We start from the raw sequence: 22,709 nt of genomic DNA, 5'->3' as shown, positions 1-22,709 counted from the left end.
CGTCGATTCGGAAATGCCGGCACTGGCCGGCTCTATTTTTAACGGCGATGAAACCATATCCTCAACTAACGAGTTAGGAAAATGGGTGAGGGAGGAGAAAACAAGGGTTCGTTAGGGAAGAGGACGCTACGTCTTGTCCCAGACCCGGCAACCAAAGAGGAGGCGGCATTCATGATTTTTCTTACCGCCACATTGCTCGGCGTAACCGCAGTTGCGTTGCGTTCGGTATTCAGCATCATTTTCATCTGCCTGATGGTCATCGGCGCCTATGGTGTCGCAATGGCGATTTCTGCAACCGCCGTGCCGCTGATGTCGCTGCTCCTGGCGCTTGCCGGTTATAATTTCGGCGTTGTGAGTGTGGTCATCGGCCTTCTCGTGCTGCAACGTCCGCGTTCCACCCAGCCGACGCTTTAAAGCACACGGCCTTGCGGCTTCGCCACTTCGCCCTGACCGAGGTTTACGGACTGGCTGTAGACCTTTCCATCTCTTTTCTGCTGATTTTTTATATCGGCATCGACCCGCTTGCCGCCCGTCTTCCGGGCGCTTTGGCAGGGCTTGCGACGAGTTGGAGGCTAAACCATTCGAATGGCGATGGCCCCAAGGGGCTGAACGGCTTTCTGATGAACGCCGTCACGCTTATCTCCCGCATGGTTGGCGTCGGGCTGTTTGCCCTGCTGCAATGGCGCAATCCACTAGTGCAGCCGCTGGTCCCGCTTGCCTTTTCGGCACTCGCGGCACTGGTGCTGGCGCTTTACGGCTACAGACGGCTTCAAAAGCAGCGTGCGGATCGGGATTAAACCGTCTCCCAACCGTCCTTTTCCGCCGCACGGTAGATGGCATCGATGAAAAGCTGGTTGTTCCTCGAGCTTTCCAGGGTGACGACCTCGCCCTCACCTTTCACCGCGCGGGCAAAGGCCTCTGCCTCCAGCTTGTACTGACGACTGTCCTGAAACCGGAAGACTTGCGACTGGTTATGGCCCTGGTTGGTCAACTCGATTTCCTCCGCACCCCAGCGATTGGCGTTGAAGGGAGATTTGATCTCGATGTACCCGTCCGTGCCGTGGAAAACCATCATCTGGCGGGCGGCAAGCTGAGTCGCCAGATAAAAGCTCAGTTCGAAGCCGCCGAAATCAGCCCTGACGCTGGAATAGATATCGGTGCCGAATTCCTTATCACGCTCGACGCTCGCCTGTACGCGCTTCGGCTCGGCACCCGTGGCAAAACGGGTGACGATGGTCGGGTAGACGCCGATATCCGGCAAGGCCCCGCCGCCCAGTTCGGGAATATTGCGCATATTGCCGGGATCGCGGTTGAAGTAGCTGAAAGCGCCCTGCACATGCTTCAGCGTTCCGATTGCACCTGATGCCAGCAATTCCTTCACCTTGCCCCAAACAGGAGAATAGGTGACCATGAAGGCCTCCGACACGACAACGCCATTGTCATCCCTCGCCGCGATGATGGCGTCGATCTCTTCAGCTTTGAGTGCAATCGGCTTTTCACACAGAACGTGTTTGCCGGCATTGGCAGCTTTTATGGTCCATTCCACATGTTGCGAGGTGGGAAGCGGAATATAGACGGCATCGATCACATCGGACGCAAGCATTTCCTCATAGGAGCCGAAGGCATGCGGGACGGAAAACCGGTCTGCAACCGCGCGCGCCTTGGCATGATCGCGGCTGGCGATGGCGCTGACCACACAGTTCCGCGCATCCTGTATCGCCGGAATGACGTGATCCTGAGCGATTTTCGCCGTTGAAATTATTCCGAAGCGCAGCATCTCATTCTCCCACTCTGTAGTTCCCAAAAACTTACCATCGTCGCGCCGCCTGGCAAGTCGCGCGAGACGTAACTGCAAAAGCTATGGCCGGATTCGTCCTTCCTTTGTCGGTTTCCATGCTTTTATCCAGCCTTTCAAAGGTGAATTATGCTATGCATGAACCCAATGGAGAATCATGAAATGTCCTCTTCTCACACGGCACTCCTTCTCATCGACGTTCAGGAATCCTTCCGGCACACCCCCTATTTCGAAGAAAGCGAACTTCCCGCCTATCTGGAAAAACAGCAGGCACTGATCGACGGCGCCAAGGCGTCGGGCATTCCCGTCGTGCAAATCTTTCATGTCGATGGCGACCGGGCCTTTGCAGAAGAGAGCGGCTATATTCGCGCACTCGAGGGTTTGCGCATTACCCCTGACGTCACCTTTCGCAAGAACCGCCACTCGGCTTTCGCCGGCACCGGCCTCGATATCTGGCTGACGCAAAAGGGTATCAACCGGCTGATCGTATCCGGCATCCGCACCGAACAGTGCTGCGAAACGACCACCCGGCATGCATCGGACCTCGGTTACAAAGTCGATTACGTCACCGAGGCGACGCTTACCTTTCCAATGACGCACGCCTCGGGCACCGTGTTCAGCCCTGATGACATTCGCACCCGAACCGAGCTGGTGCTGGCCGGTCGCTTTGCGCGCATCGTGACCGTCGGCGACGTTCTCGAAACGGTACGAAAGGCCGCCTGATGGACAATGGCGGCACGCGCATCATTCCCTTTTATACGCTTGTGCCGCCACACGCGTTATTGCTCGACATTGCCGGCCCGCTGGAGGTGATCCGTTATGCCAACGCGGAACAGCGGGACATCCATTTCGACTGCCGCTACATCGCGGAACATGACCAACAGCAATCCTCCATCGGCCTTGGGCTTTGCGGGCTGGAGGCCTTGCCCGCAACCCTGCCGGAAAATGCTTTCCTGCTGATTTCCGGCAGCATCTCCCGCTTCGACAACGCGCCGGAGATGCGACGGGAGCGGCAGGCGCTGGTGGCATGGTTACGCCGCGCAGTGCGCGCGGACACCACAGTCATTTCCATTTGCTCCGGCGCTCTGCTGGCGGGCGAAGCCGGACTTTTCGACGGGCGGAGCTGTACGACACATGCGGACTGCGTCGAAGCGCTGCGCCGCACCGCACCGCTGTCGCAGGTGGCCGAAAACCGCCTTTTTGTGGAGGATGGCAACCGCTTCTCCAGTGCCGGTATTTCCACCGGCACCGACCTCATGCTGCATGTCGTTTCCCGACTGACATCGCCTGCGGTCGCGGCGCGCATTGCCAAAAACATGGTCGTTTATCTCAGGCGCAGCGGCAATGATCCGCAAATCTCCCCCTGGCTTACCGGCCGCAACCACATTCACCCCGCCATTCACCGGGTGCAGGACCGGGTGATGACTGAGCCGGCTCAGGACTGGTCGCTGGAACGGCTGGCCGATATTGCCGCACTCAGCGAGAGGCACCTGTCCCGCCTGTTTCGCGAGCATACCGGCATCAGCGTCATCGACTACGTCAACCTGATGCGGGTCAATCTTGCCCGCGACATCCTTGCAAACAGCCGTCTGGATATGGAGACCATTGCGGAGCGGGCGGGCTTTGCCTCCGCCCGGCATTTGCGGCGCGTGTGGCAACAGCACAATCGCCTCCCGCCCAGCCACTATCGCGGCTTTCAGGCCTGATCTCACCCGCTTTTGCCCGTTGCCTGATGAATGCCATCAAAGGAATTGAATGGTTATGCCGGCAAGCAGTTGATAACCTTGCCGCCAAAGACAGCAACAGGAGCATTCCCCGTGGAAAAACGAAGCCTTGGCCGCACCGGCCTCTCCATCGCCCCGATCGTCTTCGGCGGCAACGTGTTCGGCTGGACAGCGGACGAAAAGACTTCCTTTGCCCTGCTCGATGCATTTTTCGACGCCGGGTTCAACGCCATCGACACGGCAGACGTCTATTCCGCCTGGGTGGACGGGCATGAGGGCGGCGAGTCGGAAGCCATCATCGGAAAATGGCTGAAACAGTCGAGCGTCAAGCGTGAGGACGCGGTGATCGTCACCAAGGTCGGTTTCGACAATCGCGGTCAGAAGACAGGCCTCAGCGCCAAATGGATCGCAAAGGCTGTCGACGCCTCGTTGAAGCGGCTGCAAACCGACTATATCGATCTCTACCTCGCCCATAAGCCGGACGCGGATGTGCCGCTGGAGGAAACGCTTGCAGCCTTTGCAAAGCTGAAGGAACAGGGAAAGATACGCGCCATCGGCTGCTCCAACTATTCGGTGAGCCAGCTTCAGGAAGCGCTGGACACGGCCGCGAAGAACGATCTGCCCCGTTACGATGTGCTGCAGCCGGAATATAATCTCTACAACCGTGCGGATTTCGAAGGCCCGCTTGCCGATCTTTGCGTCGCCCAGGAAATTGGCGTCATCAATTATTATAGCCTCGCGGCCGGGTTCCTCACCGGGAAATATCGCGCCAAGGCGGATACGGAAGGCGTCGCCCGCAGCTACCGGGTGGGTGAATATGTCAACGCCCGCGGCCTTGCCGTTCTGGGCGCCATGGATGCGGTTGCCGTTGAAACAGGGGCCAAGCTTGCCGATATCGCGCTGGCGTGGCTACTGCGGAAGAGGGCCGTGACGGCACCGATTGCCAGCGCCACCAGCCTGTCGCAACTCGAAAGCTTCAAACGCGCCGTCAATCTCAAGCTGACGGATGAGATGATGGCGCTGCTCGACAAGGCGGGCGCGTGACATGGATCTTGTAATTCGCGACGCGGAGCCAGAAGACCGGGCGGAATGGCTGCGCCTGTGGAACGACTATCTCGCCTTCTATAACGTACACCTTGCCGAGGAAGTTACGGACCATACATGGGCGCGCATCCTCGATCCGGCATCACGCGTTTCCATGCGCGTGGCTCTTCTGGGCGACAGGATGGCCGGTTTCGCCATCCATCACTTCCATGATTCCACCTGGGTGAAAACGCCCGACTGCTATCTGGAAGACCTGTTCGTTGACGGCGCGATCCGCGGCAAGGGAACAGGCCGGGCGCTGATGGATGACCTCATTGCCATATGCAAGGAAAAGGGCTGGTCCCGGCTTTACTGGAATACGGACGAGCACAATCACCGTGCCCAGAAGCTTTACGACAGCTACGTCAAAAGTGACGGCCATATCCGCTATCGCATCAAGTTCTGATCACCCTCTGAAGCGGAAGAAATCCACGAAAGCCCTCAGCGCCGGGCGCATCTGCCGGCGCGAGGGGTAATAGATATAAAAACCATCAAAGGGCGCACACCAGTCCTCCAGCACCCGGACCAGCCTGCCTTCCTTGATGTCGTCTTCTACGCGCTGTTCGAAAACGAAAGCCAGACCCGCGCCGTCAATCGCCGCCCGGCGAATAAGGCTCTGGTCCGACAGGATGAGCGGCCCCTGCACATCGACCACCAAAGGTCTGCCGTCCTTTTCCAGCTCCCAGCGGTAGAGCAACCCGCTGGAGAAGCGACGGAGAATACAGCGATGCCGCATCAAATCCCTCGGCTCACGGGGCGGCGGATTTTCTGCGAAATAGGTGGGCGCGCCGACAATCGCGCCACGCCATGGGCCGCTCGCCTTCACGGCAATCATATCCGCTTCAAGATTCTCGCCGAGCCGCAGGCCGGCATCGAAACCTTTCGCGACAATATCCTCGAAGCGGTCATCGGTCGAAATCTCCAGCGAGATATCTGGATATAGCCGCAGGAACTCGCCAAGCCGGGCCATGATCAGGTCCTCCGCCGCAAGTCTCGGCAGGGTGATCCGCAACGGTCCGGCCGGCCTTCCGCCATGCTCGGCAAGCGTATCGATGACGGCATCTATTTCAGCAAGGGCCGGCCCCAGCGTCTCGAGAAGCCGCCTGCCCTCCTCCGTCGGCGAAACGCTGCGGGTGGTACGATGCAGCAGGCGCAGGCCAAGGCTTGCTTCGAGCGACGACACCGCATGGCTGACGGCGGAAGGCGCAATGGCAAGTTCGGCGGCAGCTTTACGAAAGCTACGGCCTTCGGCAACGGCAGCGAGGACAGCGAGTTGGGAGAGTTGTACACGGTTCATTGTTCTAAATAATAGAACAACCCGCACCGATTTGCAGCGATTATTTTCGCCGTCTTAGGGCGCTATCTTCTCATCACGCCCCTGACAACGGGCGGTTCCTCATGGAAGGACGAACAGATGAAAAAAAGAACTCTCGGAAACAACCTTTCCGTTTCGGCGCTTGGCCTCGGCTGCATGGGCATGACCCATGCCTATAGCCCGACCGGCGACGAAAACAGCGCAATAGCGACGCTACAACGCGCCGTCGAACTCGGTGTCACTTTTTTTGACACGGCAGAGGTCTATGGGCCTTACAACAACGAAATCCTCGTCGGCAAGGGTTTGAAGCCCTATCGCGACAAGGTGGTCATTGCCACCAAGTTCGGTTTCAAAATCGACGCCAGCAAACCCGCAGGCCAGATGATGGTGGGCACCGACAGCCGCCCGGAAAATGTGCGCGCCGTCGCCGAAGCCTCTCTCAAACGCCTAGGCGTCGACACCATCGACTTGTTCTATCAGCATCGTGTCGATCCGGATGTTCCAATTGAAGATACGGTCGGCGCCATGGCGGAACTGGTCCGGCAGGGCAAGGTGAAACATCTAGGCCTATCGGAAGCGAGTGCCGAAACACTTCGCAAGGCGCATTCCACTCACCCGATCGCTGCCATACAGAGCGAATATTCGTTGTGGACCCGCGATGTGGAGGAAAACGGCGTGCTGGAAACCTGCCGCGAACTTGGCATCGGTTTCGTCCCCTTCAGCCCGCTCGGGCGTGGTGCCCTGACGGGCGCGCTGAAGTCGCTCGACGGACTTGCATCCGACGATTTCCGCCGCGGCCTGCCGCGCTTCCAAAGTGAAAACTTCGATGCCAATCTCGCACTCATCAAGCTTCTGGAAGACATGGCTGCCGAAAAGGGTGTTACCGCCGGGCAGCTGGCGCTGGCCTGGGTTCTGGCGCAGGATGACTTTATCGTTCCGATCCCCGGTACGACAAAAATCGCCAATCTTGAGAAAAACGTGGCGGCAGCGGATGTATCGCTGACGGCAGAAGAAGTCGCCAGCCTTGGCGCGTTGCTTTCTCCAGCAAAGGTTGCCGGCCAACGATATCCCGAGCGTATGTCCCAGATGGCAAACCGCTAAAAACAAAAAAAGCCGAGGCGACTGCCTCGGCTTTTTCAATTCATGAAACAGAGCTTTACGCTCTCAGCACGCCGCCCGTCGATTTCTCTACATTACCGACGATCTTTGCGGTCAGCGCCTCGAAATCCTCATCCGTCAGCGTCTTGTCGACCGGCTGGATCTGAACCTCGATAGCGATGGACTTTCGGCTTTCACCAAGCGATGCACCTTCGAAGACGTCAAAGACATTGACGCCGGTGATCAGCTTGCGATCAGCGCTTGTTGCAGCCTTGATGATGGCACCTGCCTCGACCGACTTGTCGACCACGAAGGCGAAGTCGCGCTTGACCGCCTGGAAGGGCGAAAGCTCAAGGGCCGGCTTTGTGCGGGTCGCCTTCTTCTTCGGCTCCGGCATGGCGTCGAGATAGATCTCGAAACCGCTATAGACACCGGAAACATCCAGCTCTGACAGAGTCTTCGGGTGGAATTCACCGAAATAGCCGAGCACGACCTTCGGACCCATCTTGATGGTGCCGGAGCGGCCAGGGTGATACCAGCCGGGAGCGCCGGCCTCGATCTGCACATTGGCCATGGGCAGGCCGCAGGCTTCGAGCACCGAAAGCGCATCGGCCTTGGCGTCATAGACATCCACCGGCTTGCCGCCGCCCTTTGTAGCATTGGACCACATGCGGCCGCTGCCTGCGAGAGAGGCCGTGCCACGGCGTACACCACCGGCAACGCGGCGCTGGGTGTCCGGCGTGTCACCCTCATAGGTGCCGGAGACCTCGAAGATTGCCACATCGCCATGGCCCTTGTCGGCATTGCGCTGTGCTGCGGTCAGAAGGCCCGGCAGCAGCGAAGGACGCATATCCGACATATCGGCCGCGATGGGATTGGCCAGTTTCAGAGCGCGCGAACCGCCACCGAAAAGCTTCGCCTGAGCTTCCGGGATGAAGGACCAGGTCACTGCCTCGAGCATGCCACGGCTGGCAAGCGCACGGCGCGCGGTGCGGGTGCGGACCTGCAGCGTCGTCAGGATGCGGCCGTTGACGGCACCGAAGCTTTCCAGCGGTTCCGGCTTGATGTTGTCGACGCCATGAATGCGCATGACCTCTTCCACCAGATCGGCCTTGCCGTCGACATCCGGGCGCCAGGACGGCACGGTGACGGAAACACGCTCGCCCGTTCCCTCGATGCCGAAACCGAGACCCTTGAGAATGGCCAGGCTTTCTTCCGCCGAAACTTCGAGGCCGGTCAGACGCTTCACTTCCGAGAGCGGAAAATCAACGACCTTGGGCTGATGCCCCTTGTAACCGACGACCTTGGCTTCGCCGGCAACGCCGCCGCAGAGTTCCAGAACCAGTTCGGTGGTGCGTTCCAGACCCGGAACCATATATTCCGGATCGACGCCGCGCTCGAAGCGATAACGGGCATCGGTGATGATGCCGAGCGAACGGCCAGTCTTGGCGATGTTGATCGGATCCCAGAGAGCGGACTCGATCAACACGTCAACGGTGTTTTCATCACAGCCGGAGTGTTCACCGCCCATGACGCCGCCGATGGACTCGAGGCCCTTTTCGTCGGCGATGACGACATTGTTCGGGCCGAGCTTGTATTCGCGCTGATCAAGCGCGAGGATCGTCTCACCCTCTTTCGCACGGCGGACCGTGAGATCGCCCTTGACCTTGGCGGCATCGAAGACGTGCATCGGCCGGCCCTGATCGAAGGTCATGTAGTTGGTGATGTCCACGAGCGCATTGATGGGACGCAGGCCGATCGCCATCAGACGTTGCTGCATCCACTTCGGGCTCGGGCCGTTCTTCACACCGCGCACGATGCGCAGCGAAAAGCCGGGGCAGAGCGCCGCGTCATCCAGCTCCAGCTTCACGTCGACCGGGGTTGAGCCTTCGACCTTGAAGGACGGCGCTGGCTTGGTCTTGAGCTTGCCGAGACCGGAAGCGGCGAGATCGCGGGCGATGCCATAGATCGAGGTGCAATCCGGGCGGTTTGGCGTCAGATTGATCTCGATGACCGGATCGTCAAGTCCGGCATAGGTCGCGAAAGAAGTGCCGACCGGCGCGTCTTCCGGCAGATCGATGATGCCGTCGTGATCGTCGGAAATGTTCAGCTCTTTTTCGGAGCACATCATGCCGTGGCTTTCGACACCGCGTATCTTGCCGACGGCAAGCGTGACATCGATGCCCGGCACGTAAACGCCAGGACGCGCCAGCGCACCGACAAGGCCGGCGCGCGCATTCGGTGCGCCGCAGACGATCTGCACCGGCTTGCCGTCACCGGCATCCACCATCAACACCTTGAGGCGGTCGGCCTCGGGATGTTTTTCAGCGGAGACGACCTTGGCAATGACGAAAGGCTTATAGGCCGCCTTGTCGTCAACATCCTCGACCTCAAGCCCGATCGCCGTCAGCCGCTCGCAAATGTCGTCCAGCGTCGCATCCGTTTCGAGATGCTCTTTCAGCCAGGAAAGAGTGAATTTCATGTCTTTGCTCCTTGGCTAACCGGATTAAACGCTCAAACCGCCGAACAGCGTCGGCATGTCGAGCGGGCGGAAGCCGTAGTGGTTCATCCAGCGGACATCGGCGTTGAAGAAATCACGCAGGTCCGGCATGCCGTATTTCAGCATGGCGATGCGGTCGAGGCCCATGCCCCAGGCAAAGCCCTGATATTCATCCGGGTCCAGCCCACCGGCGCGCAGCACATTCGGGTGCACCATGCCGCAGCCAAGGATTTCCATCCAGTCGTTGCCTTCGCCGAACTTGACGATCGGGCCGGAACGGTCGCACTGAATATCCACCTCGAAGCTCGGCTCCGTGAAGGGGAAGAACGACGGGCGGAAGCGCATGACAACGCTATCCACCTCAAAGAAGGTCTTGCAGAACTCTTCGAGTACCCAGCGTAAATTACCAACATGAGCCTTCTTGTCGATCACCAGACCTTCGACCTGATGGAACATCGGCGAATGGGTGGCATCGGAATCCTGACGGTAGGTCTTGCCCGGAATGACGATGCGGATCGGCGGCTTCTGGCTTTCCATGGTGCGGATCTGCACAGGCGAGGTGTGCGTGCGCAGCACCTTGCGCTCGCCGTTTTCATCCGGCTGGAAGAAGAAGGTATCATGCATTTCGCGGGCCGGATGGCCTTCGGGGAAATTCAGCGCCGTGAAGTTGTAATAGTCCGTTTCGATATCCGGACCTTCGGCGATCGAGAAGCCCATATCCGCAAAGATCGCGGTGATTTCATCGACGATCTGGCTGATCGGATGAATGCGGCCGCGCTCGGTCGGAGACTGGCGGACCGGCAGGCTGACATCCAGCGTTTCCGCCTTCAGGCGGGCGGCAATCGCGGCATCTTTCAGGCCACTCTTGCGTTCACCGATCAGGTCGGTGATTTCAGTCTTGAGCTGGTTGATGGCAGCGCCTCGGGTCTGGCGCTCTTCCGGCGTCATCGACCCCAGCGTCTTCAGAAGCTCCGAAACCGAGCCCTTCTTGCCAAGCGCGGAGACGCGCACGGCTTCGATGGCCGGCTCATCGGCGGCGGCGGCGATCTCCGACATCAGTTGCGATTTCAAGGTATCAAGTTCAGTCATCTTTTCCTGCCTTGCCGGTATTTTTAACAGCGGCTTCGGGGTTCACAGCATTCATCAGATAGTCGGTCGCCATGATAAAGCGTCGCAGATCACTACCCATCCGCACGCGCCCGATCAACCGGGCAAGCGGTAAAAATCGCCCCAGAATGCCGATCAGACGGCACAATTCTTCAAGCGCCCGCGGTGAGGCGTTTTCACGCCAGCGGGCAAAGGCGGCGTCGCAGGTTTTCGGTGCATCGCAGGCGCGGCTCGCGACCTGCAAAAACAGCAGCCAGATATCGCGCGCCTGCGCTGTCTCCAGCGGCATGACCTCCTGCGGGCGCTCCTCGAAATCCATGAAACCGATACGGTCGTCTTTTAAAAAGAAGTCACGCACATGCGGGCGGCCGTGGCAGAGGCCCGCCGCATGCAGCTCGCCAAGCGCTTCTGCGGATTTCACAAGCAAGGCGTCATGTTGCACCGGATCGGACGCCTTTAGCGCATCCATCCGCTCCATGAGCGTCGGACCGACATCTCCCAACACCATTGCTGTGCGCGACGAATAGATCAGCGGCGGAACCGGGAAACCGCATTGCTGGAACTGCTGCAACGTTTCCAGCTCTCGCTGCATGAGGCCGGCGCCGTCCAGTGGTTCCGAAGGGCGAAGAAAAGCATAAGGCAGAAGTTTTGACAGCAGCTTCTGCATTTTCATCCACCAGGTCACACGTTCCGTGCCCTGCCGTTTGATCCACACCGTCAAGTGCGAAAGCTCGACTTTTTGAATGCGCCGGTCACTTTTCAGGAGGACGCGCATCAGGGTTGCGATGTCGTCGTCGTCGAGATGAACGCGAAAGCCTTCTGCTTCCACAACCTCAATTTTATTGACCAGCATTTCCGTCCACCAAGGATTTCGCTTCAAACGGCGTGAATACTCCAACTATTCTAAATTTCTAAATTAAAAAACGCCGATAGAGCTGCATCAGAAACTGAAAACGAAAAACCCGCGCCGGAGGACCGGCGCGGGTTTCAAATGAACAACAGATTGTCCGCGCCGTAATTACTTTACAGCGGTTTCAAACTCGTTGGTCGTACCAGCGTCCTTGAGGTACTCAAGAGCCTTCTTCGCGGTCTCAACGAGCACGCCAAATGCTGCCGGCTCATGGATAGCCATGTCGGACAGAACCTTGCGGTCAACTTCGATGCCAGCCTTGTTCAGGCCGTCGATGAAGCGGCCGTAGGTCAGGCCGAATTCGCGAACAGCAGCGTTGATACGCTGGATCCACAGAGCGCGGAAGTTGCGCTTGTTGACCTTGCGGTCGCGGTAAGCGTACTGCTTGGAACGATCCACGGCAGCCTTTGCTGCGCGGATGGTGTTCTTGCGGCGGCCGTAGAAGCCCTTGGCTGCCTTGAGTGTCTTGGTGTGCTTGGCGCGGGAAGTTACGCCACGTTTTACGCGTGCCATGTCATGATCTCCTTAAAGTGTCCAAAAGTGCGGAAAAGTCTCAGAGACCGTTCGGCAGGTAGTTCTTGACGACTTTTTTGCCGTCAGCTTCGGCGAGAACCATGGTTCCACGCGCGTCGCGAATGAACTTGTTGGTACGCTTGATCATGCCGTGGCGCTTACCGGCGGCGGCTGCAACAACCTTGCCGGTGGCGGTGATCTTGAACCGCTTTTTTGCAGCGGACTTCGTCTTCATCTTGGGCATTTTGCTACTCCGTGTTTTTGTATCGAAACAGGCAGACGAGGCCTATTTCAAGCTATTCAGGAACGGCCTCGGCATGCCCTGCCGGACCGTTCGGACGCGCGCTTATAACCGCAGTCGGTTAAAAGCGCAACGGGGAATACGAACTTCCCCTTGCGGTGGTGCTTCATGCCGCCCGGGCGGCGTGCGCGAAAGAGTTATTTCGGCGCGAGAACCATCATCATCTGACGGCCTTCCAGCTTCGGCTCGGCTTCAACCTTGGCAATCGCCTGGGTATCTTCCTTCACCTGGAGGAGAAGCTTCATGCCGAGTTCCTGGTGGGCCATTTCGCGGCCGCGGAACTTCAGCGTCACCTTCACCTTGTCACCTTCGTCAAAGAAACGGTTCATCGCCTTCATCTTCACGTCATAGTCATGCGTGTCGATGTTGGGGCGCATCTTGATTTCCTTGACCTCGACGATCTTCTGTTTCTTGCGCGCTTCAGCGGCTTTTTTCTGGGTCGAGTATTTAAGCTTGCCGAGATCGAGGATCTTGCATACCGGCGGTTCAGCGTTCGGCGAAATCTCAACGAGATCGAGACCGGCATCCTCCGCCATTTTCAAAGCCTGGTCCGTCGGCATGCTACCGAGGTTCTGGCCCTCTTCATCAATAAGCTGAACTCTGGGAACCCGGATTTCCCGGTTGGAGCGCGGGCCCTCCTTGACGGGGGCATCGGCTTTGAAAGGTCTGCGAATGGTCGTATTCTCCTGATCTGTTTCTGGATCACATCGGCAAAAAACAGCTTGTTTGGTACAAGCGGCGGAAATGTCGTTATTGCCGTGGCGAAGTCAATAGCATATCTGCCCGAAAAGATCACCTGTTGTCACGGTTTTTGCAAATACGCCGCCTTTGTTGCGCGAAATTCAGGAGAATTGCATATACATGACAGAACAAGCCGCTGAATTCCTGCGTGTAGGCATGGGCGACGACGCCCGCGACATCGCCGTCCTTCATCGCCCGGCAACTTCACGAGAAGATGCACCCACGCTTGTCTGGCTCGGCGGTTACCGTTCAGACATGACGGGAACCAAAGCGGTGGAACTCGACCGCTTTGCAGCGGAAAACGGCATTGCCTGCCTGCGGCTCGATTATTCCGGGCACGGCGCTTCCGGCGGCGACTTCAAAAAGGGTACGATTTCAAGATGGCTTGAAGAGGCACTTGCCGTCGTGCGCGAAAAGGCGCCATCGCGCGTCGTCCTTATCGGTTCGTCGATGGGTGGATGGATTGCGCTGCGCATGGTCGAGGAACTGCGCAAGGCTGGCGGCACGCCGTCCGTCGCCGGTCTGGTCCTTATTGCGCCAGCCCCCGATTTCACGGCAGACCTGATAGAGCCGAGCCTCACTGATGCGGAAAAGCGGTCGCTTGAGGAGAAGGGATATTTCGAGGAACATTCGGAATACAGCCCCGAGCCGAACATCTTTACGCGCGCGCTGATGGAAGACGGGCAGCAGAACCGAGTCCTCACCGGCATCATTACCACGGGCTGCCCGGTTCACATCCTGCAGGGAATGCGCGATCCCGATGTTCCCTATCAGCATGCGCTGAAACTCCTCGAACATCTTCCTGCCGACGACGTCGTCTTGACGCTGATCCGCGATGGCGACCACCGGCTTTCCCGGCCGCAGGATATCGACAGGATGATGGCTGCCGTCAAAGCCCTTGCAACATAGGCATTTGCGCAACGATCTTAACCATATTTAACGAGTCTTGCGCGACGCCGATGGCTAGTGATTGACTCCTGACCCCCAACCCTCTTAACTTTTCATTAAGAATTAAGGGACGGGTTTCATGATGAACGCACCGCTGGCGCGTGCGCTGCTGTTTGCAGTTGCCGCCGGGCTATTGACTGCTGCCTCCGCCGTGGCGGAAACCAAGGGAAGCCCTTCCATGGTGACGGGCGGGATCACATCCCAGCCGATCGGTCATTATGAGTTCTGTCAGAAATACGCGAGCGAGTGCAACATTCGAAGCAAGCTGACGCCGCCGCCACGCGTCACCGAGTATGGCTGGGGTGTGGTTCGCGAGATCAACACATCCGTCAACACCTCGATCGTCGCCATGACCGACATGGAAATCTACGGCAAGGAAGAAGTCTGGGAATATCCCACGACCGCCGGCGATTGTGAGGACTTCGTACTGATGAAGCGCAAGAAGCTGGTCGAGCGCGGGTTTTCCGTTGCTGACCTGCTGATCACTGTCGTGCGCAAGCCTGATGGCGAGGGCCACGCCGTGCTGACGCTCCGCACCACCGATGGCGATTACATTCTCGACAATCTCACCGACGACGTGAAGCTCTGGACCGACACCAACTACACTTATCTGAAGCGGCAGGCGTCCTTCAATTCGGGCCGCTGGGTTTCCATCGAGGATGGCCGCGACGTTCTGGTCGGCGCATTGCGCTGATCGACAGATATTATAGGCTCAATGCAGAAAGCCCGCAGCAAACGCTGCGGGCTTTCTTATTCACTAGGCGTTGCCGATGATGATGCCGGCGGCCAGCACCAGCGAACCGCCGAGCACTACCTGAAACACTGCCCGCAGGAACGGCGTTTCCATGAAACGGTTCTGAATAAAGGCGATGGCCCAGAGTTCCACGAAAACGACGACGGCGGCGATGGCCGTGGCTGTCCAGAAATGCGGAATGAGATAGGGCAGCGCATGGCCAAGGCCACCAACGGCCGTCATGATGCCTGAGGCGAGACCGCGCTTTACCGGAGAGCCACGACCGGAAAGCTTGCCATCATCATGGGCCGCCTCGGTGAAGCCCATGGAAATACCCGCGCCAACGGAGGCCGAAAGGCCGATCAGGAAGGTTTGCCACGTATCCTGCGTGGCGAAGGCGGCTGCGAAGATCGGCGCCAGCGTCGATACGGACCCATCCATCAGTCCCGCAAGACCCGGCTGCACAAAGGTCAGAAGAAATTGTCGCTTTGCGGTCTCCGCCTCTTCTGTCTTGCCGTTTTCATCGAGATGTTTCTCTTCCAGCATGTGCGCGATGTCTTCGTGACCACGCTCCGCCTCGGCCAGATCGCCGAGCAGCTTGCGGGTCGAGGCGTCGCTGGTGCGCTTGACAGCCTCATCGTAAAAACGGATCGCCTGGGCCTCCATCAATTCCGCCTGCGCACGAATTTTGTCGAGCGACAGGTTCTTCACCAGCCAGTCCGGCGTGCGCTCGTAAAAGCCACGCACATGCTCACGGCGGATCAGGGGGATCGTTTCCCCAAATCGCCTGCGGTGCATGTCGATCAGCACGTTTCGATGCTGCTGCTCCACCTCGGCCATATCATCGAAGACTTTTGCGGATTGCGGATATTGCGCGCGCAGATGATCGGCATAGGAGCGGTAGATGCGGGAATCGTCCTCTTCGGACGAGATGGCAAGTGCGAGGATTTCCTGTTCGCCAAGCGAGGAGAACGGGCGTTTGGACAGGGAAAAAAGACTGCGGAACATGGCTGGAACCTCTTTAGAATAATTCTAAATACATCCCGATCACGTCACAATCAAGCCTTTTAGAATTATTCTAATATGCCAAAGGGTCGCATTGCGGAGTGTTGAAGAGCCACGTAGGTTCTGCCGCAAAAGGAAGCACAATGCAGGACCAGATCGCGGCAAAGGCCGCCCACAACGCGGAAATTCAGAACAGGGCGGAAAAGGCCATGGCGGCTATCGGCATCGACGCCGGTTTCGTCGACCTGCTGGTCGAGACATTTTACGGCCGCGTTCTGGAACATCCCACGCTCGGCCCTGTCTTCGATGCGCGGCTTTCCGGGCGCTGGCCGGAGCATATGGCCAGGATGAAACAGTTCTGGGCGGCCGTCGCCTTCAAGAATGGCGGCTACGGCGGCAAGCCGGTACAGGCGCATCTTGGCGTAAAAGGCATGTCGGCGGAACTGTTCCCGCAGTGGCTGGCGCTTTTTTCGGCCACCCTTGACGATATCGCGCCGAGCCCACAAGCCCATAGCTGGTTCATGGAAACTGCGGAACGCATCGCAAAAAGCCTGACGCTTTCGCTGTTTTACAATCCTGCAATGGATCATCCGGCGTTAAAACGCATGCATCCGTAGCCCCTCCGGGCGATGATCGCAGGCCCGGCAATTTCGAATATTCCCCTTGATGGCCGCAAGGATAAATGTTTAGTAGCCAGTGGGAGGCGTACCGTACGGTTCGCCTGTAATATGCAGACATATCAGGGCTTATCGACATGGATCGCAGATCATTTATTCGCAAGGCGGGCGCTGTTGGCGCCGGTGTTACCGCAACCGTGCTGGCCGCTCCGGCCATTGCGCAGGAAAACCCCAAAATCACCTGGCGCATGACGTCGTCATTCACCAAGGGCCTCGACATTCTATTCGGTGCCGGCCAGATCGTCGCCGATCATGTCAAGGAAGCCTCCGGCGGCAACTTCGTCATCCAGCATTTCGCCGGTGGCGAAATCGTGCCGGCGCTGCAGGCAGCGGATGCGGTGACGGCCGGAACCGTCGAAATGGCGCATACCTGCTCATACTACTATGTCGGCAAGGATCCGACCTTCGCGCTCGGGACCTCGGTTCCCTTCGGTCTCAATGCACGCCAGACGAATGCATGGTTCAACCAGGCGGGCGGCAACGAGTTGCTCAATGAGTTTCTTGCCCAGCACAATATCTACTCGATCCTGCTCGGCAATACCGGCGCCCAGATGGGCGGCTGGTTCCGCAAGGAAATCAACACCATCGATGACCTGAAGGGCTTGAAAATGCGCATTGCCGGCCTGACCGGCCAGGTGATGCAGAAGGTTGGCGTGACACCGCAGCAGATCGCCGGCGGCGATGTTTACGCCGCTCTGGAAAAGGGCACCATCGATGCCACCGAATTCGTCGGTCCTTATGACGACCAGAAGCTCGGCTTCTACAAGGTTGCGAAATATTACTACTACCCCGCATGGTGGGAAGGTGGCCCGGCCGTTCATGCTTTCGTGAACCTGCAGAAGTTCAACGAGTTGCCGGAGAACTACAAGCGTATTCTGAAAGACGCCTGCGCCGCCGGCAGCGCCAGCATGCTGGAGCGTTATGACGCGCGCAATCCGAAGGCTCTGAAGGAACTCGTGGCACAGGGCGCCATCCTGCGGCCGTTCAGCCAGGAAATCCTCGACGTCTGCCACAAGGCGGCACAGGACACCTATGCGGAGATTTCGGCCAAGAACGAAAGCTTCAAGAAGATCTACGAAAGCCAGCAGGCGTTCAAGAAAGACGCCTATCTCTGGGCACAGATCGCCGAATATACCTATGACACCTATATGATGATCCAGCAGCGCAACGGCACGCTCTGATCCTCATTTCAGTATCTTCAAACGGCCATCCGGCATCTGCCGGGTGGCCATTTTTGTATTCGATACCAGTTTCCACACTTCGCGTTCACGCCAGTCCACCGGGCTCATGCCGGTGACGCGGCGAAATTCCCGGTTGAAGTTGGACTTGGTCTGAAAGCCGGAAGACAGCATGATCGCAGTGACCGACTGATCCGTCTCCTCCAGCAGCCGACACGCTTCGCGGATGCGCAGCTGGTTGACATATTGCGAGACATTGACGCCGAGGGAGCGGTTGATGGCGCCCGAGATTTGCCGGCTCGGCAGACCGAGACGTTTTGCGAGCCGTGACAGGTTTAAGTTCTCATCGCGGTAGAGCGCGTGGGTCTCCATCAAGCGATCAAGCCTTTCGACAACGTCCCGGTCCTGTTGTGAAGGCTCCGGCGAAGACAACTCCACGGCAGGCTGGGCAGCCGTTTGCGGCGCTTTGCTTTTGCCGGCAAGTGCAGCCATGAGACCGATCAGCAGAAGCCCGAGAAGGTTGGCATTGCTGACAAGCGCGGCAACATTTTCTCCATGCGCCCACTCGAAATCGAAAAACACCAGAAGATCGAAGAACGCGGAAACGCAGAGAGCGACCGCGGCAACAATGAGCGCCTTATGCGCAGATGCGACGCTGGCAAATTGCGCCTCGTCCAGCCCATCCGGCCCTTTTCTTGCCAAAAGAAGCAGGGCAATGGCGTGCCCGACAAAAATCACGATCAGCGCAAAATCGATCGCAACAGGAAGAACGAACTCCAGAAAGACGACGAATAAAGGTGAGAGTAGAAGACTGGCAAACATCGCTCTCCTGCTTTCAACTCCAACGCCCATCAGTCCGCGAAAGGCGATGTAGACGAGAGGCGGCAGGCAGGCAGCCAGAACAGGCAAAACATAACGCGCTTCGCTCACACCATATCCCCAGCGCAAGCCAACAAGAACGGACTGCACGGCGCAAAGCGCGATGAGCGCCAGAAACGCCCGATTGGTTCGCATATCCTCTCCGCCTCGAAAGAAGACGATGAACATGACGACCAGCAGAAGTGCGACGACAAAAGGCAAGGGAATGAAAAGCACGGATAACGATCCCGAAGCGATGAATTACCATCCATTCATGGACCAGATCGCGTTTCGGCACGACCTTTAACGCGATCAAGGACGCATTTATTCCCCCTAAAAGCAAAACGGGAGCATCCACCTTGTCAAACGGAGAGGCTCTCATGACACTGAAAAACACCCTTGTCGCACTTCTGATGTGCGCAGCTTTTTCCCCGCAGGCATTTGCCGCAGAGGATGTCGGGCTTACAAGCATCCCTGTTCCTTCCAAGGCTCGCGACACAAACCTTGACGTTACGATCTGGTATCCGGCCAAAGGCGGAGACGGCACACCGACGGTTTCCTCCGAGAACCGTATCTTTCAGGGAACGGCGGTTCGGAAGGACGCGACCATCAAGGACGGCCATTTCCCCCTCGTGTTGATTTCACACGGGTCCGGATCTCGCGCGGAAGGCATGGCCTGGATCGCAGCGAAACTCGCCGGCGAAGGTTTCATCGTAGCCGGAACCAATCATCCCGGCACGACCAGTGGTGACTCGACGCCTGCCGATACGCCGAAAATCTGGGAACGTGCGAACGATCTATCCACAATCGTCACGGCTTTGACGACGGACGGCACGTGGTCGGGTGCGATCGACGCGCAACGCATCGGTGTTCTCGGCTTTTCGCTGGGCGGTAGCGCGGCGATGGAGATTGCAGGTGCACGCGCCGATCTTGACGCCTATGTGCGCTATTGTGAAGAGAATGCAGCAATGATGGATTGCCAGTGGTTTGCCGGCGGCCGGGCCTATGTCAATAACGAGCCGGTCAGCGTGCCGAAGCTCGATCTCAGAACCATCGACAAGGCCCGTTTCGAGCAGCAGAACCGCGATCCACGCATCCGTTCCGCCGTGTTGGTCGATCCGGGTCTGGCGCTGGCGTTCCAGCCGGACAGCCTCAGACAAATCGATATTCCGCTGACCTTCATCAATCTTGGCAGCGAAGGTAAAATACCGCCCGCCGTGCTTGCCGACGCGCTTGCAGCACAAGTGCCAGCCTCTACTTACCAACAGGTCGACGAGGCCAACCATTTCAGCTTCCTGCCCCTTTGCAAGCCGGATGCCGACGCGTTTCTCAAATCCGTTGGCGAGCGCGATCCGATCTGCGAACCGGCCGGGCCCCGCGACCGTAAGGATATTCATGCACAGCTGGAAACGATGATCGTCACCGCCTTCAACCGCACGCTGAAGCCGGGTCAATAACCAGAAGAACCTAGCCGATCCTTTTGTAAAACAAGGTCGTGCCGCAATAACGCCCGTCGGGAAAAAGCGCATAATCGGGGATGACGCCGACGCGTTCCCAGCCAAGACGGGGATAAATTGCCTCCGCATCGCTACCCGTGGCCGTATCCAGCACCAAAAGGGTACGGCCACGTTTTGCCGCTTCCTGCTCCACCTTTTCCATGAGCTTTCGTGCAAGTCCCAGCCCGCGTGCCGACCGATGCACAAGAAGTTTCATCAGATCACCGCGATGTGGCTGGTTGGGCTTGGAGGCCAAACCAACCTGCACCGTGCCCACCACTTTATCGTTTACTTCCGCCACCACATGGATGGTGCCGCCTGCTTCCACGGCATCGGCTACATCCTGCCAGAACGGCTCGGCATCTTTTGGGGAGAAAGGCAGCATGAAACCGACAGACGCGCCGCCATTCACGCAATCGGCGATAACGTCACAAAGTTCGGGCAAGACATTGATCGTCTCTGCCCGATTCAATACGCGGATGGTGGCCATTAATAACTCCTGTCGGGGAAAATCAGCGCTGTCTTTGATCCAGCACGACGGCATAACGGGCAGGTTTTTCTGAGGGATTGTGGAAGACATGTCCCTCACCCACCGGCATGAAAAGGCAATCGCCGGGTTCCAGCCGGTGCACGTCTCCACCGCTCGTCATCTCCAGCACACCTTCGAAAAGCCAGACATACTGCGTCATTCCGCGGCTTGCCGCATGCGGCGGGAAACCGACCCGTGCGCCCGCCGGGAACTCGACCTCGACAATATCGACATCGGAACCGACGCGCGGCGGGGATATGGCACGGCGCACATAACCGGTCTCCGGGTCTTTCCAGAGCTGCTGGTCACGCTTTTTCACCAGCGGTGAAACAGCCTCTTCGTCTTCGGCGAAAAAGCCGGAGAGCGACAGGCCGAGCGCTGCGCAGATGCGGGCAAGAAGCGAGGCCGTGGGGCTCGCCTCGCCACGTTCGATGCGGGAAATCATGGCGCGGCTGACGCCGGATTCGGCGGCGAGCCGGTCCAGGGTCAGGCCATTTTCGGCGCGCAACGTCTTGATGCGGTCGCCGATAGAGCGTTCGAGAATATGATCTTCGTTTTCCATCATGCGAGAATACATTCTCGCATGATGGAGTCAATATCTATCATAATGGAAATTGCGATCGTTTTTTACCGCGGGTTGTGCGCGCGGCAAATGCATCAGGCACCGACCTGGGCGATCCAATCGTTCAGATTATAGTAGTTCGTTACTCGACTAACTTTTCCATCCTTCAGGTCAAAGAATGCACCGGCTGGCAGGACGTATGTCTGGCCATCGGCTTCCGGCAGGCCTTCATCGGTTGCGAGATATTCGCCGTTCACGATGAATTCCGCAGAGGCGCGCTTGCCGTCCTCGCTCGCCATGATGACCATGCCGGTGAGGTTTTCCTTATAGCAGCGGTTCATGTGCTGCATGAAGGACGCAAAAGCCGGCTTTCCGGTCTGACGCTCGCCCTGATTGATGTCATGTACCACCTCGTCGTGAAGAAGCGCCAGAAAGGCATCCATGTCCTGACGGTTGAAGGCATCGTAATAGGCGCGGATGGTCTCAGTGGCGGTCATCGTCTTCTCCGTTCAATGCTTGCGCGGGTTTTCCATGACGGTATAACCAGTGCAACCGAAAGTGAAAATGCCCATGGCCGTCGAAATCAAGTCTCTTTCCGGCATCGAGGCCGCGCCCTATTTCGATGACCTTGCGCGCCTGCGGATCGAAGTGTTTCGCGCCTTTCCCTATCTCTATGACGGATCGCTGGATTACGAGCGCAAATATCTCGCCACCTATGCCGACACGAAAGGCGCGGTTTTCGTGCTGGCGCTTGATGGCGCACACGTGGTGGGCATGTCCACCGGCATGCCGATGGCGGCGGAAACCGACGAGGTGAAGGCGCCGTTCCTGAAGGCGGGTTACGATCCGGACCGGATATTTTACTTCGGCGAAAGCGTGCTTCTGCCCAGCTATCGCGGGCATGGCATCGGGGTGCGGTTCTTTGCGGAGCGGGAGGCGCATGCGAGCAAGCTCGGCTTCAACTGCTGCACCTTCTGCGCGGTCGAGCGCCCGGCCCATCACCCGCGCCGGCCACCGGATTACGTGCCGCTGAATACCTTCTGGGAAAAACGCGGCTATCACCATCACCCGCAATTGCACACCAGCTTCACCTGGCGGGATCTCGACGAGAGCACCGAAAGCCCGAAACCCCTGTCCTTCTGGATGAAGACCATTGCTGCCGGAGAGGAAAACAGATGACGAAACTCGCCGCCAGCCAATATGCCATCGAACTCATTGAGACATGGGAAGGCTATGCCGCCCATCTTTCCGCCATCGTGCGCGAGGCGAAAGAAAAAGGCGCCGAGCTGCTGCTTTTGCCGGAATATTCGGCCATGATGCTGACCGGGCAGTTGCCGCCCGATGCGCGCTCGGACCTGCACCGCTCCATCGAAGAGATACAGGCGCTCATCCCCTCATGGGTCGAGCTTTGTGAAGAGCTGGCGCGGCAACATCAAATCCTGTTTCAGCCGGGCAGCGCACCAGTGAAGGACAAGGACGGCAAGTTCCGCAACCGCGCATGGCTGTTCGGCCCTAACGGACTGATCGGGTATCAGGACAAGCAGATCATGACGCGCTTCGAGCGGGAGCAATGGAACATCCATGCCGGCATCGAGGGCCTGAGAGCCTTCGAGACGCCAATCGGCAGGCTCGGCAT

The 22,709-nt window shown here is 58.3% G+C and carries 27 protein-coding genes; 14 read left to right on the top strand and 13 right to left on the bottom strand.

Annotation, left to right across the window (positions count from 1 at the left end; genetic code table 11):
• The first annotated feature begins 171 nt into the window (after positions 1-171).
• Complete coding sequence (locus CRP02_RS12350; protein ID WP_003514644.1) at positions 172-414, top strand: hypothetical protein; 243 nt, start codon at positions 172-174, stop codon at positions 412-414.
• A gap of 11 nt (positions 415-425) precedes the next feature.
• On the top strand, positions 426-797 hold the full coding sequence (locus tag CRP02_RS12345; RefSeq protein ID WP_097171360.1) for a hypothetical protein: 372 nt from the start codon (positions 426-428) through the stop codon (positions 795-797).
• On the opposite strand, the gene CRP02_RS12340 is transcribed toward CRP02_RS12345, so the two are convergent.
• Entirely contained in the window at positions 794-1,777 is a 984-nt protein-coding gene (locus CRP02_RS12340; protein WP_097171359.1) for a Gfo/Idh/MocA family protein, read from the bottom strand. The two genes, CRP02_RS12345 and CRP02_RS12340, sit on opposite strands and share 4 nt — an antisense overlap.
• 180 nt (positions 1,778-1,957) lie before the next feature.
• On the opposite strand from CRP02_RS12340, the gene CRP02_RS12335 reads away from it, so the two are divergent.
• The 4 genes from CRP02_RS12335 to CRP02_RS12320 all read left to right on the top strand — a co-directional run bounded on the left by CRP02_RS12335 (position 1,958) and on the right by CRP02_RS12320 (position 5,008).
• The gene (locus CRP02_RS12335; RefSeq protein ID WP_097171358.1) at positions 1,958-2,518 is read left to right on the top strand and encodes a cysteine hydrolase family protein; all 561 of its coding nucleotides are present in this window, start codon (positions 1,958-1,960) and stop codon (positions 2,516-2,518) included.
• Positions 2,518-3,501, top strand: coding sequence for a GlxA family transcriptional regulator (locus CRP02_RS12330; RefSeq protein WP_097171357.1), 984 nt, complete (start codon positions 2,518-2,520; stop codon positions 3,499-3,501). The genes CRP02_RS12335 and CRP02_RS12330 overlap by 1 nt, the downstream gene beginning before the upstream one ends.
• A gap of 111 nt (positions 3,502-3,612) precedes the next feature.
• On the top strand, positions 3,613-4,563 hold the full coding sequence (locus CRP02_RS12325; RefSeq protein ID WP_097172748.1) for an aldo/keto reductase: 951 nt from the start codon (positions 3,613-3,615) through the stop codon (positions 4,561-4,563).
• A 1-nt stretch (position 4,564) separates the two neighbouring features.
• Positions 4,565-5,008 (top strand): GNAT family N-acetyltransferase, encoded by a 444-nt coding sequence (locus tag CRP02_RS12320; RefSeq protein ID WP_003514632.1) that lies wholly within the window; start codon positions 4,565-4,567, stop codon positions 5,006-5,008.
• On the opposite strand, the gene CRP02_RS12315 is transcribed toward CRP02_RS12320, so the two are convergent.
• Positions 5,009-5,899 carry a LysR family transcriptional regulator gene (locus tag CRP02_RS12315; protein WP_097101179.1) on the bottom strand — a complete coding sequence of 297 codons (891 nt, stop codon included), beginning with the start codon at positions 5,897-5,899 and terminating at the stop codon, positions 5,009-5,011.
• Positions 5,900-6,016: 117 nt separating this feature from the next.
• Between CRP02_RS12315 and CRP02_RS12310 the strand changes: the two genes are divergently transcribed.
• Complete coding sequence (locus tag CRP02_RS12310) at positions 6,017-7,018, top strand: aldo/keto reductase (RefSeq protein ID WP_097171356.1); 1,002 nt, start codon at positions 6,017-6,019, stop codon at positions 7,016-7,018.
• 55 nt (positions 7,019-7,073) lie between these two features.
• On the opposite strand, the gene pheT is transcribed toward CRP02_RS12310, so the two are convergent.
• The 6 genes from pheT to infC form a co-directional block, all read right to left on the bottom strand.
• Positions 7,074-9,497, bottom strand: coding sequence for a phenylalanine--tRNA ligase subunit beta (gene pheT / locus CRP02_RS12305; RefSeq protein ID WP_097171355.1), 2,424 nt, complete (start codon positions 9,495-9,497; stop codon positions 7,074-7,076).
• 24 nt (positions 9,498-9,521) lie between these two features.
• The gene (gene pheS / locus CRP02_RS12300; RefSeq protein WP_003514626.1) at positions 9,522-10,604 is read right to left on the bottom strand and encodes a phenylalanine--tRNA ligase subunit alpha; all 1,083 of its coding nucleotides are present in this window, start codon (positions 10,602-10,604) and stop codon (positions 9,522-9,524) included.
• The gene (locus CRP02_RS12295) at positions 10,597-11,475 is read right to left on the bottom strand and encodes a lipopolysaccharide kinase InaA family protein (protein WP_097171354.1); all 879 of its coding nucleotides are present in this window, start codon (positions 11,473-11,475) and stop codon (positions 10,597-10,599) included. Before CRP02_RS12295 ends, pheS begins: the two co-directional genes overlap by 8 nt.
• Positions 11,476-11,640: 165 nt before the next feature.
• Positions 11,641-12,045: a 50S ribosomal protein L20 gene (gene rplT / locus CRP02_RS12290; protein ID WP_097101173.1), complete on the bottom strand. Its 405-nt coding sequence runs from the start codon at positions 12,043-12,045 to the stop codon at positions 11,641-11,643.
• A 40-nt stretch (positions 12,046-12,085) separates the two neighbouring features.
• The gene (rpmI, locus tag CRP02_RS12285; RefSeq protein ID WP_003493355.1) at positions 12,086-12,289 is read right to left on the bottom strand and encodes a 50S ribosomal protein L35; all 204 of its coding nucleotides are present in this window, start codon (positions 12,287-12,289) and stop codon (positions 12,086-12,088) included.
• A gap of 194 nt (positions 12,290-12,483) precedes the next feature.
• Complete coding sequence (gene infC / locus CRP02_RS12280; protein WP_060641871.1) at positions 12,484-13,020, bottom strand: translation initiation factor IF-3; 537 nt, start codon at positions 13,018-13,020, stop codon at positions 12,484-12,486.
• Positions 13,021-13,207: 187 nt separating this feature from the next.
• Between infC and CRP02_RS12275 the strand changes: the two genes are divergently transcribed.
• Positions 13,208-13,996 (top strand): alpha/beta hydrolase, encoded by a 789-nt coding sequence (locus CRP02_RS12275; protein ID WP_097171353.1) that lies wholly within the window; start codon positions 13,208-13,210, stop codon positions 13,994-13,996.
• Between the two features lie 118 nt (positions 13,997-14,114).
• Positions 14,115-14,729, top strand: a complete 615-nt coding sequence (locus CRP02_RS12270; RefSeq protein WP_097171352.1) for a transglutaminase-like cysteine peptidase — start codon at positions 14,115-14,117, stop codon at positions 14,727-14,729.
• A gap of 63 nt (positions 14,730-14,792) precedes the next feature.
• On the opposite strand, the gene mbfA is transcribed toward CRP02_RS12270, so the two are convergent.
• Entirely contained in the window at positions 14,793-15,776 is a 984-nt protein-coding gene (gene mbfA / locus CRP02_RS12265) for an iron exporter MbfA (protein ID WP_097171351.1), read from the bottom strand.
• A 140-nt stretch (positions 15,777-15,916) separates the two neighbouring features.
• Between mbfA and CRP02_RS12260 the strand changes: the two genes are divergently transcribed.
• Together CRP02_RS12260 and CRP02_RS12255 are read left to right on the top strand one after the other, a co-directional pair.
• Positions 15,917-16,390 carry a group III truncated hemoglobin gene (locus CRP02_RS12260; RefSeq protein ID WP_097171350.1) on the top strand — a complete coding sequence of 158 codons (474 nt, stop codon included), beginning with the start codon at positions 15,917-15,919 and terminating at the stop codon, positions 16,388-16,390.
• A gap of 137 nt (positions 16,391-16,527) precedes the next feature.
• The gene (locus tag CRP02_RS12255; protein WP_003514611.1) at positions 16,528-17,631 is read left to right on the top strand and encodes a TRAP transporter substrate-binding protein; all 1,104 of its coding nucleotides are present in this window, start codon (positions 16,528-16,530) and stop codon (positions 17,629-17,631) included.
• Positions 17,632-17,634: 3 nt separating this feature from the next.
• Here the strand turns inward: CRP02_RS12255 and CRP02_RS12250 are convergent, their stop codons facing one another.
• Positions 17,635-18,723, bottom strand: a complete 1,089-nt coding sequence (locus CRP02_RS12250; RefSeq protein ID WP_179784003.1) for a helix-turn-helix transcriptional regulator — start codon at positions 18,721-18,723, stop codon at positions 17,635-17,637.
• A 143-nt stretch (positions 18,724-18,866) separates the two neighbouring features.
• Here CRP02_RS12250 and CRP02_RS12245 point away from each other — a divergent pair, with 143 nt between their 5' ends.
• Positions 18,867-19,943, top strand: coding sequence for an alpha/beta hydrolase family protein (locus CRP02_RS12245; protein WP_097171349.1), 1,077 nt, complete (start codon positions 18,867-18,869; stop codon positions 19,941-19,943).
• A 10-nt stretch (positions 19,944-19,953) separates the two neighbouring features.
• Here CRP02_RS12245 and CRP02_RS12240 read toward each other — a convergent pair whose 3' ends face one another.
• The 3 genes from CRP02_RS12240 to CRP02_RS12230 all read right to left on the bottom strand — a co-directional run bounded on the left by CRP02_RS12240 (position 19,954) and on the right by CRP02_RS12230 (position 21,570).
• Positions 19,954-20,472, bottom strand: a complete 519-nt coding sequence (locus CRP02_RS12240; protein ID WP_097101159.1) for a GNAT family N-acetyltransferase — start codon at positions 20,470-20,472, stop codon at positions 19,954-19,956.
• Between the two features lie 22 nt (positions 20,473-20,494).
• On the bottom strand, positions 20,495-21,076 hold the full coding sequence (locus CRP02_RS12235) for a helix-turn-helix domain-containing protein (protein ID WP_065703672.1): 582 nt from the start codon (positions 21,074-21,076) through the stop codon (positions 20,495-20,497).
• A gap of 92 nt (positions 21,077-21,168) precedes the next feature.
• Positions 21,169-21,570 carry a ketosteroid isomerase-related protein gene (locus tag CRP02_RS12230; protein ID WP_097171348.1) on the bottom strand — a complete coding sequence of 134 codons (402 nt, stop codon included), beginning with the start codon at positions 21,568-21,570 and terminating at the stop codon, positions 21,169-21,171.
• Between the two features lie 73 nt (positions 21,571-21,643).
• Here CRP02_RS12230 and CRP02_RS12225 point away from each other — a divergent pair, with 73 nt between their 5' ends.
• Positions 21,644-22,252, top strand: a complete 609-nt coding sequence (locus CRP02_RS12225) for a GNAT family N-acetyltransferase (RefSeq protein ID WP_179784002.1) — start codon at positions 21,644-21,646, stop codon at positions 22,250-22,252.
• Positions 22,249-22,709, top strand: a 461-nt coding sequence (locus CRP02_RS12220) for a nitrilase-related carbon-nitrogen hydrolase (RefSeq protein ID WP_323455363.1), incomplete at its 3' end; no start/stop codon positions are given. The genes CRP02_RS12225 and CRP02_RS12220, both read left to right, overlap by 4 nt.

Origin of the sequence: Rhizobium sp. AN5 (assembly GCF_900215255.1) — a bacterium.
Lineage (GTDB): Bacteria > Pseudomonadota > Alphaproteobacteria > Rhizobiales > Rhizobiaceae > Agrobacterium > Agrobacterium tumefaciens.
The sequence above is the reverse complement of the archived record's forward strand: the minus strand, read 5'-3'. Positions and strand labels throughout refer to the sequence as shown.

Coding starts and splice junctions, on each gene's coding strand:
- mbfA (WP_097171351.1), bottom strand. CDS start 15,776: ATGTTCCGCAGTCTTTTTTCCCTGTCCAAACGCCCGTTCTCCTCGCTT.
- pheT (WP_097171355.1), bottom strand. CDS start 9,497: ATGAAATTCACTCTTTCCTGGCTGAAAGAGCATCTCGAAACGGATGCG.
- rplT (WP_097101173.1), bottom strand. CDS start 12,045: ATGGCACGCGTAAAACGTGGCGTAACTTCCCGCGCCAAGCACACCAAG.
- CRP02_RS12260 (WP_097171350.1), top strand. CDS start 15,917: ATGCAGGACCAGATCGCGGCAAAGGCCGCCCACAACGCGGAAATTCAG.
- CRP02_RS12255 (WP_003514611.1), top strand. CDS start 16,528: ATGGATCGCAGATCATTTATTCGCAAGGCGGGCGCTGTTGGCGCCGGT.
- CRP02_RS12330 (WP_097171357.1), top strand. CDS start 2,518: ATGGACAATGGCGGCACGCGCATCATTCCCTTTTATACGCTTGTGCCG.
- pheS (WP_003514626.1), bottom strand. CDS start 10,604: ATGACTGAACTTGATACCTTGAAATCGCAACTGATGTCGGAGATCGCC.
- CRP02_RS12310 (WP_097171356.1), top strand. CDS start 6,017: ATGAAAAAAAGAACTCTCGGAAACAACCTTTCCGTTTCGGCGCTTGGC.
- CRP02_RS12230 (WP_097171348.1), bottom strand. CDS start 21,570: ATGACCGCCACTGAGACCATCCGCGCCTATTACGATGCCTTCAACCGT.
- CRP02_RS12225 (WP_179784002.1), top strand. CDS start 21,644: ATGGCCGTCGAAATCAAGTCTCTTTCCGGCATCGAGGCCGCGCCCTAT.
- rpmI (WP_003493355.1), bottom strand. CDS start 12,289: ATGCCCAAGATGAAGACGAAGTCCGCTGCAAAAAAGCGGTTCAAGATC.
- CRP02_RS12245 (WP_097171349.1), top strand. CDS start 18,867: ATGACACTGAAAAACACCCTTGTCGCACTTCTGATGTGCGCAGCTTTT.
- CRP02_RS12275 (WP_097171353.1), top strand. CDS start 13,208: ATGACAGAACAAGCCGCTGAATTCCTGCGTGTAGGCATGGGCGACGAC.
- CRP02_RS12320 (WP_003514632.1), top strand. CDS start 4,565: ATGGATCTTGTAATTCGCGACGCGGAGCCAGAAGACCGGGCGGAATGG.
- CRP02_RS12270 (WP_097171352.1), top strand. CDS start 14,115: ATGATGAACGCACCGCTGGCGCGTGCGCTGCTGTTTGCAGTTGCCGCC.
- CRP02_RS12335 (WP_097171358.1), top strand. CDS start 1,958: ATGTCCTCTTCTCACACGGCACTCCTTCTCATCGACGTTCAGGAATCC.
- CRP02_RS12240 (WP_097101159.1), bottom strand. CDS start 20,472: ATGGCCACCATCCGCGTATTGAATCGGGCAGAGACGATCAATGTCTTG.
- CRP02_RS12315 (WP_097101179.1), bottom strand. CDS start 5,899: ATGAACCGTGTACAACTCTCCCAACTCGCTGTCCTCGCTGCCGTTGCC.
- CRP02_RS12350 (WP_003514644.1), top strand. CDS start 172: ATGATTTTTCTTACCGCCACATTGCTCGGCGTAACCGCAGTTGCGTTG.
- CRP02_RS12340 (WP_097171359.1), bottom strand. CDS start 1,777: ATGCTGCGCTTCGGAATAATTTCAACGGCGAAAATCGCTCAGGATCAC.
- CRP02_RS12295 (WP_097171354.1), bottom strand. CDS start 11,475: ATGCTGGTCAATAAAATTGAGGTTGTGGAAGCAGAAGGCTTTCGCGTT.
- CRP02_RS12235 (WP_065703672.1), bottom strand. CDS start 21,076: ATGATGGAAAACGAAGATCATATTCTCGAACGCTCTATCGGCGACCGC.